We start from the raw sequence: 18,198 nt of genomic DNA on the forward strand, positions 1-18,198 counted from the left end.
ACGCGAATACACCTGTCAGGGATGCTGTTTCGGTACAGCGGGCGCCCGCGTTGTTGCGGAGAGCACACCCCGGTCGCAAACGGGCGTTAACCGGTCCATACTCGCCGGTAACCAAAGCGTTGGAAGGGAAGTGCGATGGCGCGCCTCGCCCAGACCGCGGGTCTCACGGACATCCAGGAAGAAATCCTCGCGACCGTCCGCACGTTCGTGGACAAGGAGATCATTCCGCACGCCCAGACGCTGGAGCACGGCGACACGTACCCGACCGACATCGTCGAGGGCATGAAGGAGATGGGCCTCTTCGGCCTGACGATCCCCGAGGAGTACGGCGGCCTGGGCGAGTCCCTGCTGACCTACGCGCTCGTGGTCGAGCAGATCGCGCGCGGCTGGATGAGCGTCTCCGGTGTCATCAACACCCACTTCATCGTGGCGCACATGCTCAAGCAGCACGGGACGCCCGAGCAGAAGGAGAAGTACCTGCCGCGCATGGCCGCGGGCGAGGTGCGCGGGTCGTTCTCCATGTCCGAGCCCGAACTCGGCTCCGACGTCGCCGCGATCCGCACCCGCGCGGTCAAGGGCGAGTCGGGTTACACCATCAACGGCCAGAAGATGTGGCTGACGAACGGTGGCACGTCCAACCTCACCGCCGTGCTGGTGAAGACCGACGAGGGCGCCGAGAAGCCGCACCAGAACCTCACGACGTTCCTGGTCGAGAAGCCCGAGGGCTACGGCGAGGTCCTGCCGGGCCTCACCATCCCCGGCAAGATCGACAAGATGGGCTACAAGGGCGTCGACACCACCGAGATGGTGTTCGACGGCTTCGAGATCGCCGCGGACCAGGTGCTGGGCGGCGTCACCGGCCAGGGCTTCCGCCACATGATGGACGGCGTCGAGGTGGGCCGCGTGAACGTGGCCGCCCGTGCGTGCGGCATCGCGATCCGCGCCTTCGAGCTCGCGATCGAGTACTCCCAGCAGCGCAAGACGTTCGGCAAGGCCATCGCCGAGCACCAGGCCATCGCGTTCAAGCTCGCCGAGATGGCGACCAAGGTCGAGGCCGCGCACCTGATGATGGTCAACGCCGCGCGCCTCAAGGACTCGGGTCAGCGCAACGACGTCGAGGCCGGCATGGCGAAGCTCATCGCCTCCGAGTACTGCGCCGAGGTGACGCAGGAGTCGTTCCGCATTCACGGCGGTTACGGCTATTCGAAGGAATACGAAATCGAGCGCCTGATGCGCGAGGCGCCGTTCCTGCTGATCGGCGAGGGCACGTCGGAGATCCAGAAGACGATCATCTCGCGCGGCCTGCTCCGCGACTACCAGTCGCGCGGTTAGGGCGTTGACGTTCGCCCGTTAGGGGCCGATCTTTCACGGGACTGGCCCCTAACGGTTTGTGCCTGCGGGCCATAAGGTTCGCTCACTTTGAGCACAGATCTGACACTTCCCGGACCTGTGTCGCCGCCACACGTCGTCCGTCTTGAACTGGACACGTTCTCCGGCGTCGACCGTCCCGCGCTGGCCAAGTGGTTCGGCGCCCTGTTCACCGACCTGCTCGCACCCCTGTGCCCGGCCTCGGTCGAGGAGCTCGTGTCGGTGGCGCGCGACTACCACCCCTCCGACACAACGCCCTGGGGGCCGCCGGGATATGCCCGGCTGCTGCTCTCTTCGGGTGACTTCACCCTTTCGTCGTGGTCGGCCGCCCTGGCCGACCTGCCGTCGTTCCTGCGCGTGCAGCTGGTCCAGCTCGACTCCCAGGGCGTGCCCCTGGTCGATCACGGCTGGTCCGCGGAGATCCTGCTGAAGGACGACCCCGCGTTCCCGCACCAGGTCGTGGTCACGGCGTCGCGGTCGCTGTTCGGCGGCTGGATTTCCCATGCGGTGCAACAGGATTGGCTGTCCGCCCTCCGGTCGGGCGCCTCGCTGGTGCAGGCCAGCGGCGGCTGGATCACACTGGACCGCGTCGGCGTGCGGACCGCGCACGAGGTCGCCGTCGGCGTCGGCCTGGACGAATCCCTTTTCATGGCCGCGGAATTGGCGCGAGGTCCGCACTGGGCCACGTTGCTGGGGCCGCGTCAGGTCGCTGCTTTGGGTGGTGTGCAAGAGGTCTGCGGGACGGCGCCGTGTTTTTCCGTTGAGCACCTCGGCGGTGGTCGCATACTTTTGCAGCTGACGGAACACCTCGACGAGGTGCCGCCGGACGTGGTGCGCAAGCTGGCCGAGTTCCTCGGGCCGGTGCTGCACTGAGGGGGAGCCGTGCAACTCGGAGACCGGCCTCTGCCGTTCGTCGACCCGGTGCGCCGCCTCGCCATGCCTGCCGAAGCGCAACGCGCCTACCTGGAGGCCATCGGCACCGCGCCGTCGGCGGACGAGCTCGCGCTGGAGTTCGACGACGTCCTGCCCCAGCTGAGGAGCCTCGACGCCGAGGCCGTCGCGCTGGCCGAACGCATCGACGCCCTGCTCGAGGCCATGAGCGGTCCGAGTCCCGTCTGGCACGTCGACGCCCTGGCCGTCTCGCCGCGGTGGGCCTCGCTCCGCGCGCTGGCCGCCGAACTGCTGCGGCTGCTGCCGTGCGAAGGTCCGCGCCCGCTGGCGCCGTCCGAACGCGCCGTCCTCGAACGAATTCTCGCCGCGGACTTTCCCGGTGCCGCCGCTCTGCGCGCCCAGCTCGACCACCTTCGCGTCCTGAAGCCCTGGTCCGAGGCCTCGGCGAGCCTCGATCTCACGAATCAGGTGAGCTGATCGGCGAGATCCTGCTGTGGATCGCGGACGGCCGGCTGTCCGCGATCGAGTACGCCCAGGTGACCGACGAGCCGCCGACGAGGCTGCCGCGGGCGGAGCAGGTGACCGCGCGGCTCCGCTGACCAGCGGGATACGGCATCGTTTGGGACCCTGTGGCTCGTGAGGCCATCACCGAAAACCGAGGTGCTCGTCGCCGTGGACACCGCCCTGCGCCCAGCGGGCTTCGTCCGCCGCGGCCACGTCTGGCTCCAGGGACGCGGTGGCGGAGTCTCCGGCTGGCTGGGTTTCGGCATCGCGGGCGCGCTCGACCTGACCCCGCTGGCCGGTGTCTGCTTCCGCCACTACGACGAGGTCTGCCGCACCCTGGGCGTCGGAATCCCGACCACGCCGGTGGTGTCCGCGCCGCTCGGCCACCTGATGCCGGACAAGCCCGTCTGGAAGTGGACCTTCACCCCAGGCGGTGACCACGCTCCCGTCGCCGAGTCGCTGGTGGCCGCGTTCCTCAAGCACGGCAAGCCCTACATCGACAAGTACGCCAAGTGGGACACCCTGGCCCGCGAAATCGTCGCGAAGCCGGAGTCGTTGCTCGACTTCGATCGGGCGCGCAAGCTCGCGATCATCCACGTGCTCGGCGGGAACGCCGGTGCCGCCCGCGAGGCGTTGAAGAAGGAGACGGAACGGGTGGCGGACAGCCGGGACGCGTACGCGCGCTCGCACCGCGCGCTCGTGCACCGGTTCGAAATCGCGTTTCCCGGCTGACGGTCCGCGGTGATGATGTGCCGGTGAACGACTTGGTGATCGACGCGGCGCGCCGGTCCACGGCAGATCTGGTCGGGGCGCGGTGGCGGTGTGCCGGCCGTGCCTGCGATCTCGTCTGGCTGGGGTTCGGATCCGTCCTCGCACTGCCCGATCGCCGGGGCGGGACCCGCGAGATCGCCGAGTTCGCGCTGCACCTGCAGGGCCCGTGGCGGGTCTACGCCGGCGACGAACGCCTCGCCGGGGCCTCCGACATCTACCTGCCACCACCGGGCTGGACCGGTGACGGCGAGTTCGACTGGGACGTTCAGGGCGCCAACAGGTTCGACGTCCGGGCCGCGAAGCTGACCACGCACCTGGGCGGAGCAGAGGTCGTCGTGACGTCGGTCGAGCTGGACGCGGACGGAGATCTGACGGTGTTCCTCTCGGACGGTTTCCGGATCGAGGCGCGGTGCGGCGGTTCGGGAGGCGAGGACTGGCGGTTCTTCCGGCCCGGCAAAGACGACGACCACGTCGTCATGCCGCCCGAAGACTGAAACCGGCAAAACACCTGTAGGCGTATCGGCACGCCGTACGGGGCACTGGCAGGATGGAACGATCAGCGCGTCCGACAGAGGTGGTCCCCGTGACGAGTCCGTTCGCCAACCCGAACCGGCCCGGCGTCCCTCCCCGCCTGCCCACTCCGCCGACGGGGTGGCCGATCGGGTCGTACGCCACGTACGAGGAAGCACAGCGCGCGGTCGACTTCCTGGCCGTCGAGGACTTCACCGTGCAGGACGTCATGATCGTCGGTGTGGACCTGATGCTGGTCGAGCGCATCACCGGCAAGCTCACGTGGAGCCGGGTGCTCATGACCGGCGCGGCGAGCGGCGCGTGGTTCGGTCTGTTCGTCGGTCTGCTGCTGACGTTGTTCAGCCCGGAGCCCGGTGTCACCGTCGGGCCGGTGCTGACCGGTCTGATCACCGGTGTCTTCTTCGGCCTGGTGTTCGCGGCGGTCGGGTACGGGTCCGCGCGTGGCAAGCGGGACTTCCAGTCCGCGTCCCAGTTGGTCGCGAACCGGTATGACGTGCTCTGCCACCCGAAATCCGCGGAGAAGGGCCGTGACCTGCTCGCGAAGCTCGCGATGCGGCCGGTGAACCCGAGTTCTTAAGACTCCCATAAGGCCATTGGTTCTGAATCGTTGCTTCCCTTGGTTGCGGCTCGTGATCACCGGGCCTAGGTTCGGTTGACCGGTCCGCCCGGTGCGGCCGGTGGCACGACGAGGTGCCGGGCGCTGCGGTCTGGCTCCTCCGTGTAGTCGGGAAGGAGGCAGGGCCGATGGGTGCGACGAGGCGCTATCGACTCGCCGCCGGAGTGGGTGCCGCGATGCTCGCGGCAGGAACGCTCACGGCGTGCGGGTCTGGCGACCAAGGCATCACCGTCAACGTTTACAAGTATCCCCAGGAGAACTTCCAGGCCATCGTCGACAGCTGCAACGCGAAGGCCGGCGGGCGATACAACATCGTCTACAACAAGCTGCCGCGGGAGGCGGACGGTCAGCGCGAGCAGATGGTGCGCAGACTCGCGGCCGAGGACGACAGCATGGACGTCCTCGGGCTCGACGTCACGTGGACCGCGGAGCTGGCCAAGGCGGGCTGGATCAGGGAGTTCACCGGTTCGGTCAAGTCGCAGGTGGAGAGCGGCACGCTGAAGACGCCGCTCGACACGGCGACCTACGAGGGCAAGCTGTACGGGGCTCCGGACAACACCAACGTCCAGCTCCTGTGGTACCGCTCCGACCTCGTTCCCACGCCGCCGAAGACGTGGGACGAGATGATCTCCATGGCCGAGGCGCTGGTGGCGGAAGGGAAGCCCGGTCAGATCGTGGCGCAGGGAAAGCAGTACGAGGGACTCGTCGTGCTGTACAACACCCTGGTCAACTCCAACGGCGGCACCATCCTCGACGAGAACGGCACCAAGGCCATCGTCGACGCCAAGGCCGTGGAAGCGTTGGCGGCGTTGAAGAAGCTCGCCACGTCCAAGGCGATCGACCCGTCGTTCTCCAACGCGGCCGAGGACAACGCGCGCCTCGCCATGGAGGGTGGCAACGCGGCGTTCCAGCTCAACTGGCCGTACGTCTACGCGGCGGCGCAGAAGAAGCCGGACTTCGCGAAGAACTTCAAGTGGGCGCCGTACCCCACGGTCAGCGGTGAGAAGTCGAAGGTCACCGTCGGCGGGATCAACTACGCCGTCAGCAACTACACCACGCACCCGGACGAGTCGTTCGACGCGGTGTTGTGCTTGCGCGGCGCGGAAAGCCAGAAGCTCGCCGCGCTCAAGGACGGTGTGCCGCCGACCATCGAGGCCGTCTACGACGAGCCCGAGATGGCCGAGGCGTACCCGATGCGCGACGACATCAAGGAGACGTTGAAGAACGCGAGTGTGCGGCCGCGCACGCCCGCCTACCAGAACGTCTCGACGGTCATCTCCACGATCCTGTCGCCGCCCGCGAGCATCGACCCGCAGGCCACGGCGGACAGGCTGCGCAAGGAACTGCAGGACGCTCTCGACTCGAAGGGGGTGCTGCCGTGAGCCAGACGACGACAGAGGACACGGCGAAGACCGGGGCCACACCGGCTCCCGTCGCGCCCGGGAAGAAGGCGCTGAGCGAGGGCAAGAAGGCCGAGCGCAGGCTCGGCTGGCTGCTCTGCGCGCCCGCCGCGATCACCATGATCGCGGTGACCGGCTGGCCGATCCTCTACTCGCTGCTGCTGTCGATGCAGAGGTTCGACCTGAAGTTCCCGGACCGCACCGAGTGGATCTGGTTCGACAACTACGTCACCGTGCTCAGCAGCCCGTACTGGTGGAACGCGGTGTGGGTGACGGTGTTGCTCACCGTCGTCACCGTCGCGGTCGAGCTGGTGCTGGGCATGTCGCTCGCGCTGATCATGCACCGCGCGCTGGTCGGCCGCGGCATCGTCCGCACGACGACGCTGATCCCGTACGGCATCGTCACGGTCGTGGCCGCGTTCTCCTGGCGCTTCGCCTGGACGCCCGGCACCGGCTACCTCGCCGAGGCGCTCGGCGGCGATCCCGTGCTCACGGAGAAGATCCCGGCCCTGATGGTCGTGGGTCTCGCGGAGATCTGGAAGACCACGCCGTTCATGGCCCTGCTGCTGATGGCGGGCCTGGCGCTGGTGCCGGACGACCTGCTCAAGGCCGCCGCGATGGACGGCGCGAGCGGCTGGCAGCGGTTCATCAAGATCACCGTGCCGATCATGAAGCCGGCAATCCTGGTGGCGCTGCTGTTCCGCACGCTCGACGCGTTCCGCATCTTCGACAACCTCTTCGTGCTCACCGCGGGTTCGCAGGGCACGTCGTCGGTGTCGATGCTGACCTACAACAACCTCATCAAGGGCTTGAACCTCGGTATCGGATCCACGATGTCCGTGCTGATCTTCATCATGGTCGCGATCATCGCGTTCGTGTTCATCAAGCTCTTCGGCACCGCTGCCCCCGGCAGTGACGACGGGGGGAAGCGCTGATGGCTGGTATCGGAGGAGCCGAGACCACCGGCAAGAAGTGGGGCTGGGGCCTGCTCAACGCGGTGGTCGTGATCTACGCGCTGGTTCCGGTGCTGTGGATCGTGTCGTTGTCGTTCAAGTCGTCGAAGACGTTGGCGGACGGCAACTTCATCCCTCGCGAGTGGAGTCTCGAGAACTACCGGAACATCTTCTCGACGTCCGAGTTCACGCGGGCGCTGATCAACTCCATCGGCATCGCGATCATCGCGACCGCGATCGCCGTGGTGTTCGGCACGATGGCCGCCTACGCCATCGCGCGGCTCGACTTCCCCGGCAAGAACCTGCTGGTGGGCGTCTCGCTGCTGATCGCGATGTTCCCGCAGGTCTCGCTCGTGTCCCCGTTGTTCGAGATCGAGCGTTCGCTGGGTCTGTTCGACACGTGGCCGGGCCTGATCCTGCCGTACATCACGTTCGCGCTGCCGCTCGCGATCTACACCCTCTCGGCGTTCTTCCGCGAAATCCCGTGGGAGCTCGAGAAGGCGGCGAAGATGGACGGTGCGACGCCGGGGCAGGCGTTCCGCCGCGTCATCGCGCCGCTGGCCGCACCCGGTGTGTTCACGACGGCGATCCTGGTGTTCATCTTCTGCTGGAACGACTTCCTGTTCGCGATCTCGCTCACCTCGACCGAGCAGTCGCGGACCGTGCCGGTGGCGCTGTCCTTCTTCACCGGCAGTTCCCAGTTCGAGGACCCGGCCGGGTCGATCGCGGCGGCCGCCGTGGTCATCACGATCCCGATCATCCTCTTCGTGTTGTTCTTCCAGCGCCGGATCGTCGCCGGCCTGACCTCCGGCGCCGTCAAGGGGTGAGTTGACCAATGGCAGAGATCGTTCTGGACAAGGTGACCAAGCGGTATCCCGACGGCGCGTTGGCCGTGCAGGAGGTCAACCTGGAGATCGCCGACGGCGAGTTCATCATCCTGGTCGGGCCGTCCGGCTGCGGGAAGTCCACCACCCTCAACATGATCGCGGGTCTGGAGGACATCACCGACGGCGAGCTGCGCATCGGCGGGCAGCGCGTCAACGAGAAGGCGCCCAAGGACCGCGACATCGCGATGGTGTTCCAGTCCTACGCGCTCTACCCGCACATGACGGTGAAGGAGAACATGGCCTTCCCGTTGCGGCTGGCCAAGGTCGACAACGCCACGGTCGAGAAGAAGGTCAAGGAGGCCGCGGAGATCCTCGACCTCACGCAGCACCTCGACCGCAAACCGTCCAACCTGTCCGGTGGCCAGCGGCAGCGCGTGGCCATGGGGCGCGCGATCGTGCGCAACCCCAAGGCGTTCCTCATGGACGAACCGCTGTCCAACCTGGACGCCAAGCTGCGCGTGCAGATGCGCACCTCGGTGTCGCGCCTGCAGAAGCAGCTCGGCACGACCACGGTGTACGTGACGCACGACCAGACCGAGGCGATGACCCTCGGCGACAGGGTCGTCGTCATGCGCGGCGGTGTCGTGCAGCAGATCGGCGCGCCGCAGTTCCTCTACGACCAGCCGGCGAACCTGTTCGTCGCGGGGTTCATCGGCTCCCCGTCGATGAACTTCGTGCCGGCGACGCTGGAGAACGGCGCGCTGCGGTCGGTGATCGGCGACGTGACGCTGACGGACCGGGTGCGGCAGCTGGTCGAGGCCGCTGACGCGCCCCGCGAGGTGATCATGGGCATCCGCCCGGAACACTTCGAGGACGCGGCGCTGGTCGACGCGGCGGCGTTGTCGTCGGGCGGCAAGTTCACGCACCAGGTGGACGTGCTGGAGTCGATGGGCTCGGACAAGTACGCCTACTTCAACCTCACGGGCGAGCAGGCGGCCTCGGCGGAGCTCCAGGAGCTCGCGAAGGACGCGGGATCCGACGACGTGCCGGGTGACGGCATCCCGCTCGTGACCCGGTTGTCCTCCGCGTCCGAGGCGGTGGAGGGCGCGTCGGCGAACATCTGGTTCGACGCGGACAAGGTTCAGCTCTTCGATCCGTCCAACGGCAGGAACCTGACTTACACGGAACGGTGAATTCTCGTTTTACGGGCCGTCTTCCCCACTCGGGAAGGCGGCCCGTTTGTGTCACTCGATCGAGTGAGGGCGAAAGCCCTCGCGCACCTGGGACTGATTAGTCCCGCCCTATCTGCTCTGCCGAACTCGGTTCGCCATTGGGCGCTCGGCAGCGACATCTCATCGAAACGTGGTCTTCGCCTCTTCGGATCGTCCGCACGCTTGTCGAAGGCGGGTACAAGGACCACAGGGGGGTTCCCGTGAACCGCCGCCGAGTGAAAGAGAGCGTGCAATGGGGATCCTGGACGGAAAAGCGGTAGTCATCACGGGGGCGGGCCGAGGACTGGGCGAGGCCTACGCGATGCACGCTGCCCTCGCGGGCGCGTCGGTGGTGGTCAACGACAATGACAGCGACCTCGCGGAACGGGTCGCCGAGCACATCCGCGAGTTCGGCGGCCGCGCCGTGGCCTCGAACCACACGGTCGCGGACCCGAGCGAGGCGGCCAAGATCGTCGACCTGTGCGTGGACGAATTCGGCCGCGTCGACGGTCTGGTGAACAACGCGGGCCTGAACTACGAGACCGCACCGTGGGAAGACGACCCGGAGACCATCAAGCACGTGGTCGAGGTGAACGTCCTCGGCGTCATCTACACCGGAATCGCGGCGATGCGCGCGATGAGGGCCACCGGTGGCGGTTCCATCATCAACATTTCGTCCGGCGCGTCATTCGGTCAGCGCAAACTCGCCACCTATTCGGCGACCAAGGGCGCGGTGGCCTCGCTGAGCTACTCGTGGGCCCTCGACCTGGAGCCCGAAGGCATCCGCGTGAACGCCGTGTGCCCCGTCGCGCACACGCGGATGGTGTGGAAGTCGGAACGCTCCCTGCGCGCCATTCCGGCCGACCGCACGCCCGGCAAGGTGGCGCCGCTGGTGCTGTTCCTGCTCTCGGACCGCGCCGAGGGCATCACCGGCCAGGTCATCCGGTGCAACGGCAGGCAGCTGCACATCGTGGGTCAGCCGTACTTCAAGCAGCCGATCCTGGAGAGCGACAACTGGGACACCGCTTCGGTCGAGCGGGCGTTCACGGGCGTGCTGCAGGCTCACCTCGAACCGTACGGGTTGGAGAAGAGGATGCCTCCCCGGCTCCGTGAGCTGGTGGAGCCTTCGCAGACCGCCTGAGCGGGCGGGGGAGGCGTCTGGCGGCGCCTCTCCCGCCGGTCAACTGTGGACGGTCATGCTTGCCCCGCTGCCGTAGACCTCCATGAGCGCCAGGTAGCGGCGGAACCAGTGCACGCAGCCCGTCAAGATCGGCCTCCACCTGCGTCGTGGCCGGACTCCGCTTCGAGCGCGAGGCTCGGGAGAGGTTCCCGGAGTACCACCCGTTGCCGTTGTGGCCAGAGGCCGGCGGCTACCTCCCGTTCGGGGACTCGGCGTGGCTGAGCGGGCGGCTGAAGGTGGCGGGGCTGTACAGGTTCGACAAGGACGAGCCGGCGGAGGCCGCTACGTTCCGTGCGGTACGGCAGACGATCACGGACTGAGGTGTTCGGGTGACGTTTGCGCACGTCACACGGATGGCTGCCGAAATTGTCAGACCCTCCTGTCACCATCGGGACATGGCCGAGCGCAAACCCAGAGTCACCGACTGGAGACTCGTCGTGCAGTCCCGGTTGGACCGGGTCCGCGCGGATCTGGCTGCCCTCGGCCCGTCCGATCCGGTCGACCCCGAGGGGGACGTGTGGCGTCGCACCGCCGAGGCGCAGGCCGACGTGGTCGAGGCGATGCTCAACGCCCGCGAGCCGTGGTGGCGCATGCTGCCGTCGTGGTGGTCGGGCTGGCACATCGAACGTGCCTGGCGCGCCCTGCACGAGGCCGAGGTGGCCACGATCTCGGCCGAGCGCGGGTTCCTGGGGCGGCTGCCCGGGCTGCGGGCGCGGGTGGCGCAGTACCTGGACGAGGACGATCCGCGCCGCCGCGCCCTGGAGGCGTTGCGGCCGGGGGAGTTCACGCCCGCGGTCGAGCGCGCGATCGTGGTGGACGCGCTGCGGGCCGCCTACGACAACTCGGACTTCGCTCACGCCGGCTCGCGTGCGCTGCGCAACAAGCTGATCGCCGCATCGCTCGTGCTGTTCGTGATCAACACGGTTCTCGGCGTCGTCGGCATCGTGAAGCCCGGCATCATCCCGCTGTGCGTCGACCCGAAGGAGAACGCGCTGCCCATCGTCTGCCCCGGCGGCACGGTGAAGGCGTCCGGTGTGGACGTGTGGCTGGTGCAGGTGCTCGGGTCGTTCGGCGCGGTGCTGGCCGCCGTGGTGCTGCTCTTACGCCGCCGGCCATCGCTCTCGCCGTACGTGATGATCGGGTACCAGGCGCTGATCAAGATCATGCTCGGTGCGGCACTGGCGGTGGTCGGCATCCTGGCGCTGGGAGCGGGGGTCACCAGCGGGCTGATCGGCATCCCGTCCGCGGCTGCCCTGCTGCTGTGGGCGGTCATCTTCGGGTACGCGCAGCAGATCGGCACGCGGCTGCTCGACAAGTACACCGACGAGGTGCTGGACCAGGCGCGGCCGCTGCCGGACGCGGACGGGCCGAAGGTGGCGCCCCGGTGACCGTGCCGGAGCGGGTCAGCCGACCGTGCGCTGGTAGCTGATCAGCTCGTCGGTGCTCGCGCACCGGGTGAAGCCCGCCTTCTCCAGCACGCGGGCGGAGGCCGGGTTGGAAACCTCGACGTTGGCGTGGACGGTGTGCACGTCGTTCAGCCCCAGCGCGAACGCGGTCAGCGCGGCGGCCGCTTCCGAGGCGTAGCCGCGCCCCTGGCGTGAGGGCACCACGCCGTAACCGATCTCCACCCGGCCGTCGGAAGGAGGCCAGAACAGACCCAGGGACCCCACGACCTCGTCGGTCGACCGCTCGACGATCAGGCGATGGCCGAACGGCGAGAGCCAGTCCGGGTTCGAGGCGAGCAGTCCGGCGATCACCGTGTCGCCCTCCGCCGGGAAGTCGGCGGCCCACGCCGGTTGGCGTGCTTCCTCGACCACTGCCTTGACGTCGAGTTCGGACCACTGGCGCAGGATGAGACGTTCGGAGACAAGATCAGTCACGCGCGCACGCTAGCCACGCGGGCTGCGTCCGTGCGACTGACTTTCCTCCCGCACGGCGTTGATGACGTCGGCGTCCCATCGGTGCGTGCGGATCAGCCGGTACCGCTCTGCGGCGACCCACATGTACGCCTCGGTCTCGGTGCGGTCGCCGATCATGTCGGCCTGCCGCAGCATCGCCACGACCGGCTTGTACTCGTCGGCGTACCAGCGGCGCGCCACCTCGGAGCGGTCCAGGAACTGGCCGCTGTCCTGCATCAGCCGGAACCCCCACGCCTCGACGTGCTCGCCGAGCTGGGCGTAGTGCCACGGGTCGGACAGCACCACGGCGGCGCGGGCCTCGCCGCTCAGGGGGACGCGGTCGAGGAACAGGCGCCGGTAGTCCTTCACGATCAGGTCGCCGCGGTAGCGGATGCCGGACGAGTTGATCCGGGTGATCACCTGCGTCACGTACGCGTCGATCACCTCCAGGCCCATCGCGTGCGCCACCGACACGCGGTGGTGGCCGTCGATGATGAAGTGCAGCTCGCCGACCCGGTACACCTCGATCGGCGGCAGGCTCTCGCCGCGGCGCGCGGCCAGGGCCAGTCGTTGCCAGCGTTCCCGGACGCGGCCGGAGGTCGGGCGGAAGCGGCGGTCGAAGTCGCGGGTGCGGTCGACGCTGCCGACGATCGAGTCCAGGCGGATCGTCTGCAGGCCCAGGCGCTTCTCCGAGGCCATGCCCAGGGCGTCCACGACCTCGTGGAACGGCAGCATGATGTTCACGTCGTCGGGCTCGCGGCGCAGCCAGGCCGCGAGGCGCGACATCACCTGACGGCGGCGAGCGCGCAGGAAGTCGCTCTCGGCGTCGGCCACGGGGAAACCGGTGTCACGTCTCATCTCGACCTCCCGAGATCTCCAGCACCTTCTGCGGAACGACGTTGATCACGCGTGTGGCGCCCAACGAACGGTCTGGGCGCGGCACGCCGTGCGGATGAATGTGGCCGTGCAGCATGAACGAGGGCTGCAGCCGTGAGACAAGTCCGCGTAAACAGTCGAAACCGCGGTGCGGCCCGTCGGGTTCGTCGCCGCAGTCCAACGGCGGTGAGTGGGTCAGCAGCACGTCCACGCCACGTCCGTCCCGCAGCCTGCGCCACCCGGCCAGCCGGGACACCCGGCGGGCACGGCGGGCCTGCTGCCGTTCCGTCCACTGGTTCGGGCCCTTGTTGTAGCGGATCGAACCACCGAGACCGGCGATCCGCAGGCCGGCGACATCGACCACACGTTCGTCCGCGTTCACCGCACCGGCTGGTCCTGGCCACCGCACCGGCACGCCCGCCTTCGTCCACAGGCCGCGCACGTTCGAGTAGCCCGACAGGTCGGTGTCGTGGTTGCCGGGGACGAACACCAGCGGCTTGTCCAGGGCGTTGGCCAGGTGTTCCAGGTAGTCGAACGGCAGGTCACCCGCCGCGACGATCAGGTCGACGGCCGAGTGCTGGTGCACCTGATCGGTCCACAGCTGTTCGACCACCTCGTCCGCGACGGCCAGAATCCGAGCCATCCCAGCACTGTAATGAGGTCTTTCACCACATGACGGGTGGCGCGGCTGCCATTAGCGTGTTCACCGTGCTTGCCGAGCTGTTCGCCGCGGCCGCCCACGGATGCCGTGACCGCAGTCCGCTGACCCAGCGACTCCTCACCGACGCTGCCGACGACCTCCGGCAGGGCGGTGTCACGGCCAGGATCATGGCCGGTTCCGAACGCGACCGGGAGGGCACCGTGCCCGGGTTGCGGTTCGCGGGCGCCGTCCACCGGCTCGTGCTCGAAGGGCGCGCGCCCGGCCTCGCGAAGCACTACCCGTCCGTCGGCGGCCAGCCCCACCTGCCGACGCTGTGGGAGGACGCGCTGCCCGCTCTCGACGCGCACGCCGACGTCCTGAGGCAACGCGTCCTGGCCACGGTCGTGCAGACCAACGAACCCGGCCGCAGCGCGCCCCTCTACGGCGGTCTGATGGTCGCCGCGCAGGAGGCCGCGAAGGCCGCCGGGCGGCACGTGCCGTTCTGCGTGCGGCTGCTGGAGGTCGGCGCGAGCGGCGGGCTCAACCTGCGTCCGCACCACGTCGGCTACCAACTGGAGGACACGGTCCTCGGTGATCCGGACAGCCTCCTGGTCCTCGACCCGGAGTGGACCGGCAGGCCGTCCGCCGACCTGAGCCACCGGCTGCGCGTCGTCGGCAGGGCGGGCTGCGACCTCAACCCGGTCGATCTGTCCACAGAGGACGGACGGCTGCACCTGAGCTCGTTCGTCTGGCCGGATCAGCTGGAGAGGTGGAACCGACTGCGGGACGCGCTCGACCTCGCCGCCACCGACCCCGTCAGGGTCGACCGGTCGGCCGGTCCGGAGTGGCTGGCGAAACAGCTCGCCCGCGCCGAACGGGACGTGCTCACCGTCGTGTGGCATTCCGTGGTGTGGCAGTACGTCTCGCCCGCCGACCGGGCGATGGGCAGGGCCGTGCTGGCGGACGCGGCCGCGAAGGCGACACCCACGACACCGTTGGCACTGCTGGTCTTCGAGCCGCGCCGCACGGACGACGACTACCGGTTCGAGCTGCTGCTCAAGCTCTGGCCGGCCGGGATCTCGCTGAACCTCGGCCACGGCGCGGGCCACGGCACGCCGTTCACCTGGAACGTCACCCCTTGGGAGTGACGACCGGGTTCACCACGTACCGGCCGTCCCGCATCTCCACGGGCAGCCGGAACTCCGCGCGGGTGCCGTCGTGCGTGTACTCGACGACGATGGCGCCGTCGCGGTAGACGCCGCGGTCCACCTGCGCGGTCTGGAACTGGTCGGTGGTCGTCTTCGCGACGTCCTCGCCGCCGACCGCCAGCAACGGCTCCAGTTTGTGGAAGTCGTGTGCGCGCAACGCGTTCGTCACCTCGGTGGCGAGCTCGTCCGGTGACGCGGCACCCGGAGACGGCCAGATCGCGATGGACACGAAGACCATCGCGAGCCAGCCGATGGGGAACACCAGCAGCCAGAACCTGAGGTTCGTCAGCCGCGCGTACACGTCAGGGGGTTCCGCTGATCAGCACGAACACGGTGGTGATCCAGCAGAGCAGGAACGCGAGGATCCAGAAGCGGATGTTGGTGAGGATTCTGGTCATGACAGGGCCCTTCTACAACGAAAAATGCGGGCGAAACCGGGACTAGAGCCAGCGATTTCGGCGCAGTATTCGGTAGAGCGTCAGGCAGGCGATCAGGACCAGACTCATGATCAGCGGATAGCCGAACTTCCACTTCAGCTCGGGCATGTAGTCGAAGTTCATGCCGTACACACCGACGACCATGGTGGGCACGGAGATGATCGCGACCCACGAGGTGATCTTGCGCATGTCGGTGTTCTGCTGCAGCGTGATCTTCGCGAGCGTCGCGTCGACCAGCGTCGTCAGCAGTTCGTCGAACGCCGTGACGCGCTCGGACACCTCGGTGAGGTGGTCGTCGACGTCGCGGAAGAACGCGCGCACCTGCTCGGGGATGAGCGGCGTGTAGCCCTCCGCCAAGCGGCGCAACGGGTTCGCGAGCGGCATCACCGCGCGGCGCAGCTCCACGACCTCGCGCTTGAACATGTAGATCTGCTCCGCGCTCACCTCGGTGCGCGGCGCGAAGACCCGTTCCTCCATGCGGTCGATGTCGGCCTCGATGTGGTCGGTGACCTCGAGGTAGTTGTCGACGACCTGGTCGGCGATCGCGTGCATCACCGCGGACGGGCCGATCTCCAGGCGCTCCGGGTCGGCCTCCAGCACGTGCCGCAGCTTGGAGAGCCCGGAGTGGTTGCCGTGCCGCACGGTGATGACGAAGTCCTTGCCCAGGAACACCATGATCTCGCCGGACTCGACGATCTCGTTCGCGGTGTCAGGAGATTCGTTCGTCACGTAGCGGACGGTCTTGAACACCATGAAGAGCGTGTTGTCGTACCGCTCCAGCTTGGGGCGCTGGTGCGCGTGCACCGCGTCCTCGACCGCGAGTTCATGCAGGCCGAACGTCTCGGCGATGCCCTCGATCTGCTCGGCGTCCGGCTCGTGCAGTCCGATCCAGACGAACCCGTCCTTGCGCTTGCCGACCTCTTTGACGGCGTCGGTGTGCGTCCACCGGCCGGGCAAGCGCTTGCCGTCGACGTAGACCGCGCAGTCGACCACGTAGTGCGACACGGGTACGGCGATGCGCGGCGCAGGGCGCTGCTGGGCGCCGCGTCCGCGGATCGAGGGCAGGCTGGGCATGGTGAGTTCCTCCAGGGCCACACGTCGTCAAGTGCACGAAAAGCACGACGGGCGTCCTACCGGTGGGGACTCGGCGAACTAGAACGATCTAGCAGGCCACCTCGGTGAGGACGCGCTTGGTACTGGCAGGGTGGGGGTCCTTGCTCATTTAGGGGTCCTCACCTCCTCAGGGCGGAGTCTCTGGTGGTGGAAATCCTCACACACCGGTTGCCGAGGGTACTCCCTCCGCGTAAAGACTGTCTCCCCACCCAAGACAGATCTCGATCACACGTAGTTGGAGGCGCGGTGCAGTTCGGTCGGTACTACGAGGAGTTCGAGGTCGGAGCGGTCTACAAGCACTGGCCTGGCAAGACGGTGACGGAGTACGACGACCACCTGTTCTGCCTGCTCACGATGAATCACCACCCGCTCCACATGGACGTGAACTACGCGGAGAACACGACGGACTTCGGCAAGAACGTCGTCGTCGGCAACTACATCTACTCGTTGCTGCTGGGCATGTCCGTGCCCGACGTCTCCGGCAAGGCGATCGCCAACCTGGAGATCGAGTCGCTGCGGCACGTGAAGCCGACGTTCCACGGTGACACGATCTACGGTGAGACCGAGGTGCTCGACAAGACGCCGTCCAAGTCGAAGGACGACAGGGGCGTGGTCTACGTGGAGACTCGCGGCTACAAGCAGGACGGCACGGTCGTGTGCATCTTCAGGCGCAAGGTCATGGTGCCGAAGCAGTCCTACGGCGAGGCCCGCGGTGGCGAGCAGCCGGGGCGGCCGGAACCTGTGTCCAACTGATTGTGGGGTAGTGAAGTGACTTCTCTGGATCTGGCACAGCAACGCCTGCGCGCGTTCGCCGAGGAGGCCGCGGCGACCTCGCCGCTCTACGAGCACCTCGCGTCGCGTGCCGCCGCAGATCCGGAGGTCGCCGACCTGCTGACCGCCGCCAGCGAGGACAACGCCACGGGCGAGCTCCTGCTGGCGGCGGCGCACCGGCTGGTGCAGGCCGAGCCGTTCCACCAGCTCTCGAACTACTACCCGTCGCTCGGCGGGACGTACGGCGCGGACGAGAGCACCTGGCCGTTGTTCCGCGACTTCCTGCTGGAGCGCGGCGACCGAGTGCGTGCGCTGGTGTCCAGTCAGGTGATCCAGACCAACGAGGTGCGGCGCGCGGCCCTGCTCTACCCGGCCGTCGCGGCCGCGGCGAAGCAGGCGGGCGGGCCGATCGGGCTCGTCGAGGCCGCGACGACGGCCGGTCTGCTGCTCGGGCTCGACCAGTACTCGTACCGCTACCAGACCGCCGAGGCCGGCCAGCTCGTCGCCGGGCCGGCCAAGGCCGCGCTGGGACTGCACTGCTCGTTGGAGCTCGCACCCGGCGCCGCGCTGCCGAAGCTGCCCAAGACGGTCAAGGTGGCCGCGAAGGCGGGCATCGGGGTGGCGCCCGCCGATCTGGCCGACGAGGACGCCTACGCGTGGCTGGAGGCCTGCGTGTGGGCCGACCAGCCGGAGCGGCTGCGGCTGTTCGGAGTCGCGTGCGGGGTGCTGCGCAAGAACCCGCCGCGCCTGGTGACCGGTGACCCGGTCGCGGACCTCGCCAAGGTGGTCGAGCCCATCGACGCTCCGCTCGTCGTCATCACGAGCGGGTCCGGCCTCGACCTCGTGCCCGCCTTGTCGGCTTTGGGCAGACCTGTCTGGTGGGCCGCTCACGAGGCCGGTGAGCTGCGCCTCATCCGTGTCGGTGAGTCAGGCGTGGAGACGACCACCCTGGCGACCACCGAGGCCCACGGGCAACGTCTTGTTTGGCGTTGAACGCCCGCCC

The 18,198-nt window shown here is 68.1% G+C and carries 22 protein-coding genes; 16 read left to right on the forward strand and 6 right to left on the reverse strand.

Features of this window, described 5'->3' with window-relative positions; all coding sequences use genetic code 11:
- Nucleotides 1–135 precede the first annotated feature (135 nt).
- The 3 genes from AB0M48_RS14655 (at nucleotide 136) to AB0M48_RS14665 (ending at nucleotide 2,736) form a co-directional block, all read left to right on the forward strand.
- Complete coding sequence (locus tag AB0M48_RS14655; protein WP_363840950.1) at nucleotides 136–1,332, forward strand: acyl-CoA dehydrogenase family protein; 1,197 nt, start codon at nucleotides 136–138, stop codon at nucleotides 1,330–1,332.
- An 87-nt stretch (nucleotides 1,333–1,419) separates the two neighbouring features.
- Nucleotides 1,420–2,241, forward strand: coding sequence for a hypothetical protein (locus tag AB0M48_RS14660; RefSeq protein ID WP_363840953.1), 822 nt, complete (start codon nucleotides 1,420–1,422; stop codon nucleotides 2,239–2,241).
- A 9-nt stretch (nucleotides 2,242–2,250) separates the two neighbouring features.
- The gene (locus AB0M48_RS14665) at nucleotides 2,251–2,736 is read left to right on the forward strand and encodes a hypothetical protein (protein WP_363840956.1); all 486 of its coding nucleotides are present in this window, start codon (nucleotides 2,251–2,253) and stop codon (nucleotides 2,734–2,736) included.
- On the opposite strand, the gene AB0M48_RS14670 is transcribed toward AB0M48_RS14665, so the two are convergent.
- Nucleotides 2,717–2,875 carry a hypothetical protein gene (locus tag AB0M48_RS14670; protein WP_363840959.1) on the reverse strand — a complete coding sequence of 53 codons (159 nt, stop codon included), beginning with the start codon at nucleotides 2,873–2,875 and terminating at the stop codon, nucleotides 2,717–2,719. The two genes, AB0M48_RS14665 and AB0M48_RS14670, sit on opposite strands and share 20 nt — an antisense overlap.
- Nucleotides 2,876–2,895: 20 nt before the next feature.
- Between AB0M48_RS14670 and AB0M48_RS14675 the strand changes: the two genes are divergently transcribed.
- The 10 genes from AB0M48_RS14675 to AB0M48_RS14720 all read left to right on the forward strand — a co-directional run bounded on the left by AB0M48_RS14675 (nucleotide 2,896) and on the right by AB0M48_RS14720 (nucleotide 11,640).
- Nucleotides 2,896–3,495, forward strand: a complete 600-nt coding sequence (locus tag AB0M48_RS14675; protein WP_363840961.1) for a hypothetical protein — start codon at nucleotides 2,896–2,898, stop codon at nucleotides 3,493–3,495.
- A 23-nt stretch (nucleotides 3,496–3,518) separates the two neighbouring features.
- On the forward strand, nucleotides 3,519–4,028 hold the full coding sequence (locus tag AB0M48_RS14680; RefSeq protein ID WP_363840964.1) for a hypothetical protein: 510 nt from the start codon (nucleotides 3,519–3,521) through the stop codon (nucleotides 4,026–4,028).
- 53 nt (nucleotides 4,029–4,081) lie between these two features.
- A complete protein-coding gene (locus AB0M48_RS14685) occupies nucleotides 4,082–4,642 on the forward strand; it encodes a general stress protein (RefSeq protein ID WP_319988421.1) in 561 nt (186 codons plus the stop codon).
- 167 nt (nucleotides 4,643–4,809) lie between these two features.
- On the forward strand, nucleotides 4,810–6,063 hold the full coding sequence (locus tag AB0M48_RS14690) for an ABC transporter substrate-binding protein (protein ID WP_363840968.1): 1,254 nt from the start codon (nucleotides 4,810–4,812) through the stop codon (nucleotides 6,061–6,063).
- Nucleotides 6,060–7,016: a sugar ABC transporter permease gene (locus tag AB0M48_RS14695; RefSeq protein WP_363840971.1), complete on the forward strand. Its 957-nt coding sequence runs from the start codon at nucleotides 6,060–6,062 to the stop codon at nucleotides 7,014–7,016. The genes AB0M48_RS14690 and AB0M48_RS14695 overlap by 4 nt, the downstream gene beginning before the upstream one ends.
- On the forward strand, nucleotides 7,016–7,861 hold the full coding sequence (locus AB0M48_RS14700; RefSeq protein WP_363840974.1) for a carbohydrate ABC transporter permease: 846 nt from the start codon (nucleotides 7,016–7,018) through the stop codon (nucleotides 7,859–7,861). The genes AB0M48_RS14695 and AB0M48_RS14700 overlap by 1 nt, the downstream gene beginning before the upstream one ends.
- Before the next feature lie 8 nt (nucleotides 7,862–7,869).
- Entirely contained in the window at nucleotides 7,870–9,054 is a 1,185-nt protein-coding gene (gene ugpC / locus AB0M48_RS14705) for a sn-glycerol-3-phosphate ABC transporter ATP-binding protein UgpC (RefSeq protein WP_363840977.1), read from the forward strand.
- A 271-nt stretch (nucleotides 9,055–9,325) separates the two neighbouring features.
- Nucleotides 9,326–10,213, forward strand: a complete 888-nt coding sequence (locus AB0M48_RS14710) for an SDR family oxidoreductase (protein ID WP_363840979.1) — start codon at nucleotides 9,326–9,328, stop codon at nucleotides 10,211–10,213.
- Nucleotides 10,214–10,359: 146 nt separating this feature from the next.
- Entirely contained in the window at nucleotides 10,360–10,572 is a 213-nt protein-coding gene (locus AB0M48_RS14715) for a hypothetical protein (RefSeq protein ID WP_363840982.1), read from the forward strand.
- 75 nt (nucleotides 10,573–10,647) lie between these two features.
- Entirely contained in the window at nucleotides 10,648–11,640 is a 993-nt protein-coding gene (locus tag AB0M48_RS14720) for a hypothetical protein (protein WP_363840985.1), read from the forward strand.
- A 15-nt stretch (nucleotides 11,641–11,655) separates the two neighbouring features.
- Here AB0M48_RS14720 and AB0M48_RS14725 read toward each other — a convergent pair whose 3' ends face one another.
- From AB0M48_RS14725 to AB0M48_RS14735, 3 genes are read right to left on the reverse strand one after another with little or no spacing between them, the layout of a single operon-like run.
- A complete protein-coding gene (locus AB0M48_RS14725) occupies nucleotides 11,656–12,132 on the reverse strand; it encodes a GNAT family N-acetyltransferase (protein ID WP_363840988.1) in 477 nt (158 codons plus the stop codon).
- A gap of 9 nt (nucleotides 12,133–12,141) precedes the next feature.
- On the reverse strand, nucleotides 12,142–13,008 hold the full coding sequence (locus tag AB0M48_RS14730; RefSeq protein ID WP_319988430.1) for a chromosome partitioning protein ParB: 867 nt from the start codon (nucleotides 13,006–13,008) through the stop codon (nucleotides 12,142–12,144).
- A complete protein-coding gene (locus AB0M48_RS14735; protein WP_319988431.1) occupies nucleotides 12,998–13,669 on the reverse strand; it encodes a metallophosphoesterase in 672 nt (223 codons plus the stop codon). The genes AB0M48_RS14730 and AB0M48_RS14735 overlap by 11 nt, the downstream gene beginning before the upstream one ends.
- Nucleotides 13,670–13,734: 65 nt before the next feature.
- Between AB0M48_RS14735 and AB0M48_RS14740 the strand changes: the two genes are divergently transcribed.
- A complete protein-coding gene (locus AB0M48_RS14740; protein ID WP_363840993.1) occupies nucleotides 13,735–14,814 on the forward strand; it encodes a DUF2332 domain-containing protein in 1,080 nt (359 codons plus the stop codon).
- Here AB0M48_RS14740 and AB0M48_RS14745 read toward each other — a convergent pair.
- Nucleotides 14,798–15,175: a hypothetical protein gene (locus AB0M48_RS14745; RefSeq protein ID WP_363840996.1), complete on the reverse strand. Its 378-nt coding sequence runs from the start codon at nucleotides 15,173–15,175 to the stop codon at nucleotides 14,798–14,800. The two genes, AB0M48_RS14740 and AB0M48_RS14745, sit on opposite strands and share 17 nt — an antisense overlap.
- A 139-nt stretch (nucleotides 15,176–15,314) precedes the next feature.
- A complete protein-coding gene (gene corA, locus AB0M48_RS14750; protein ID WP_363840999.1) occupies nucleotides 15,315–16,385 on the reverse strand; it encodes a magnesium/cobalt transporter CorA in 1,071 nt (356 codons plus the stop codon).
- A 285-nt stretch (nucleotides 16,386–16,670) separates the two neighbouring features.
- Here corA and AB0M48_RS14755 point away from each other — a divergent pair, with 285 nt between their 5' ends.
- Together AB0M48_RS14755 and AB0M48_RS14760 are read left to right on the forward strand one after the other, a co-directional pair.
- Nucleotides 16,671–17,177, forward strand: a complete 507-nt coding sequence (locus AB0M48_RS14755; protein ID WP_090065688.1) for a MaoC family dehydratase — start codon at nucleotides 16,671–16,673, stop codon at nucleotides 17,175–17,177.
- A gap of 15 nt (nucleotides 17,178–17,192) precedes the next feature.
- Nucleotides 17,193–18,188 (forward strand): DUF2332 domain-containing protein, encoded by a 996-nt coding sequence (locus tag AB0M48_RS14760; protein ID WP_363841003.1) that lies wholly within the window; start codon nucleotides 17,193–17,195, stop codon nucleotides 18,186–18,188.
- Nucleotides 18,189–18,198: the final 10 nt, after the last annotated feature.

Source organism: Lentzea sp. NPDC051208, assembly GCF_040682435.1.
GTDB classification, from domain to species: domain Bacteria; phylum Actinomycetota; class Actinomycetes; order Mycobacteriales; family Pseudonocardiaceae; genus Lentzea; species Lentzea kristufekii.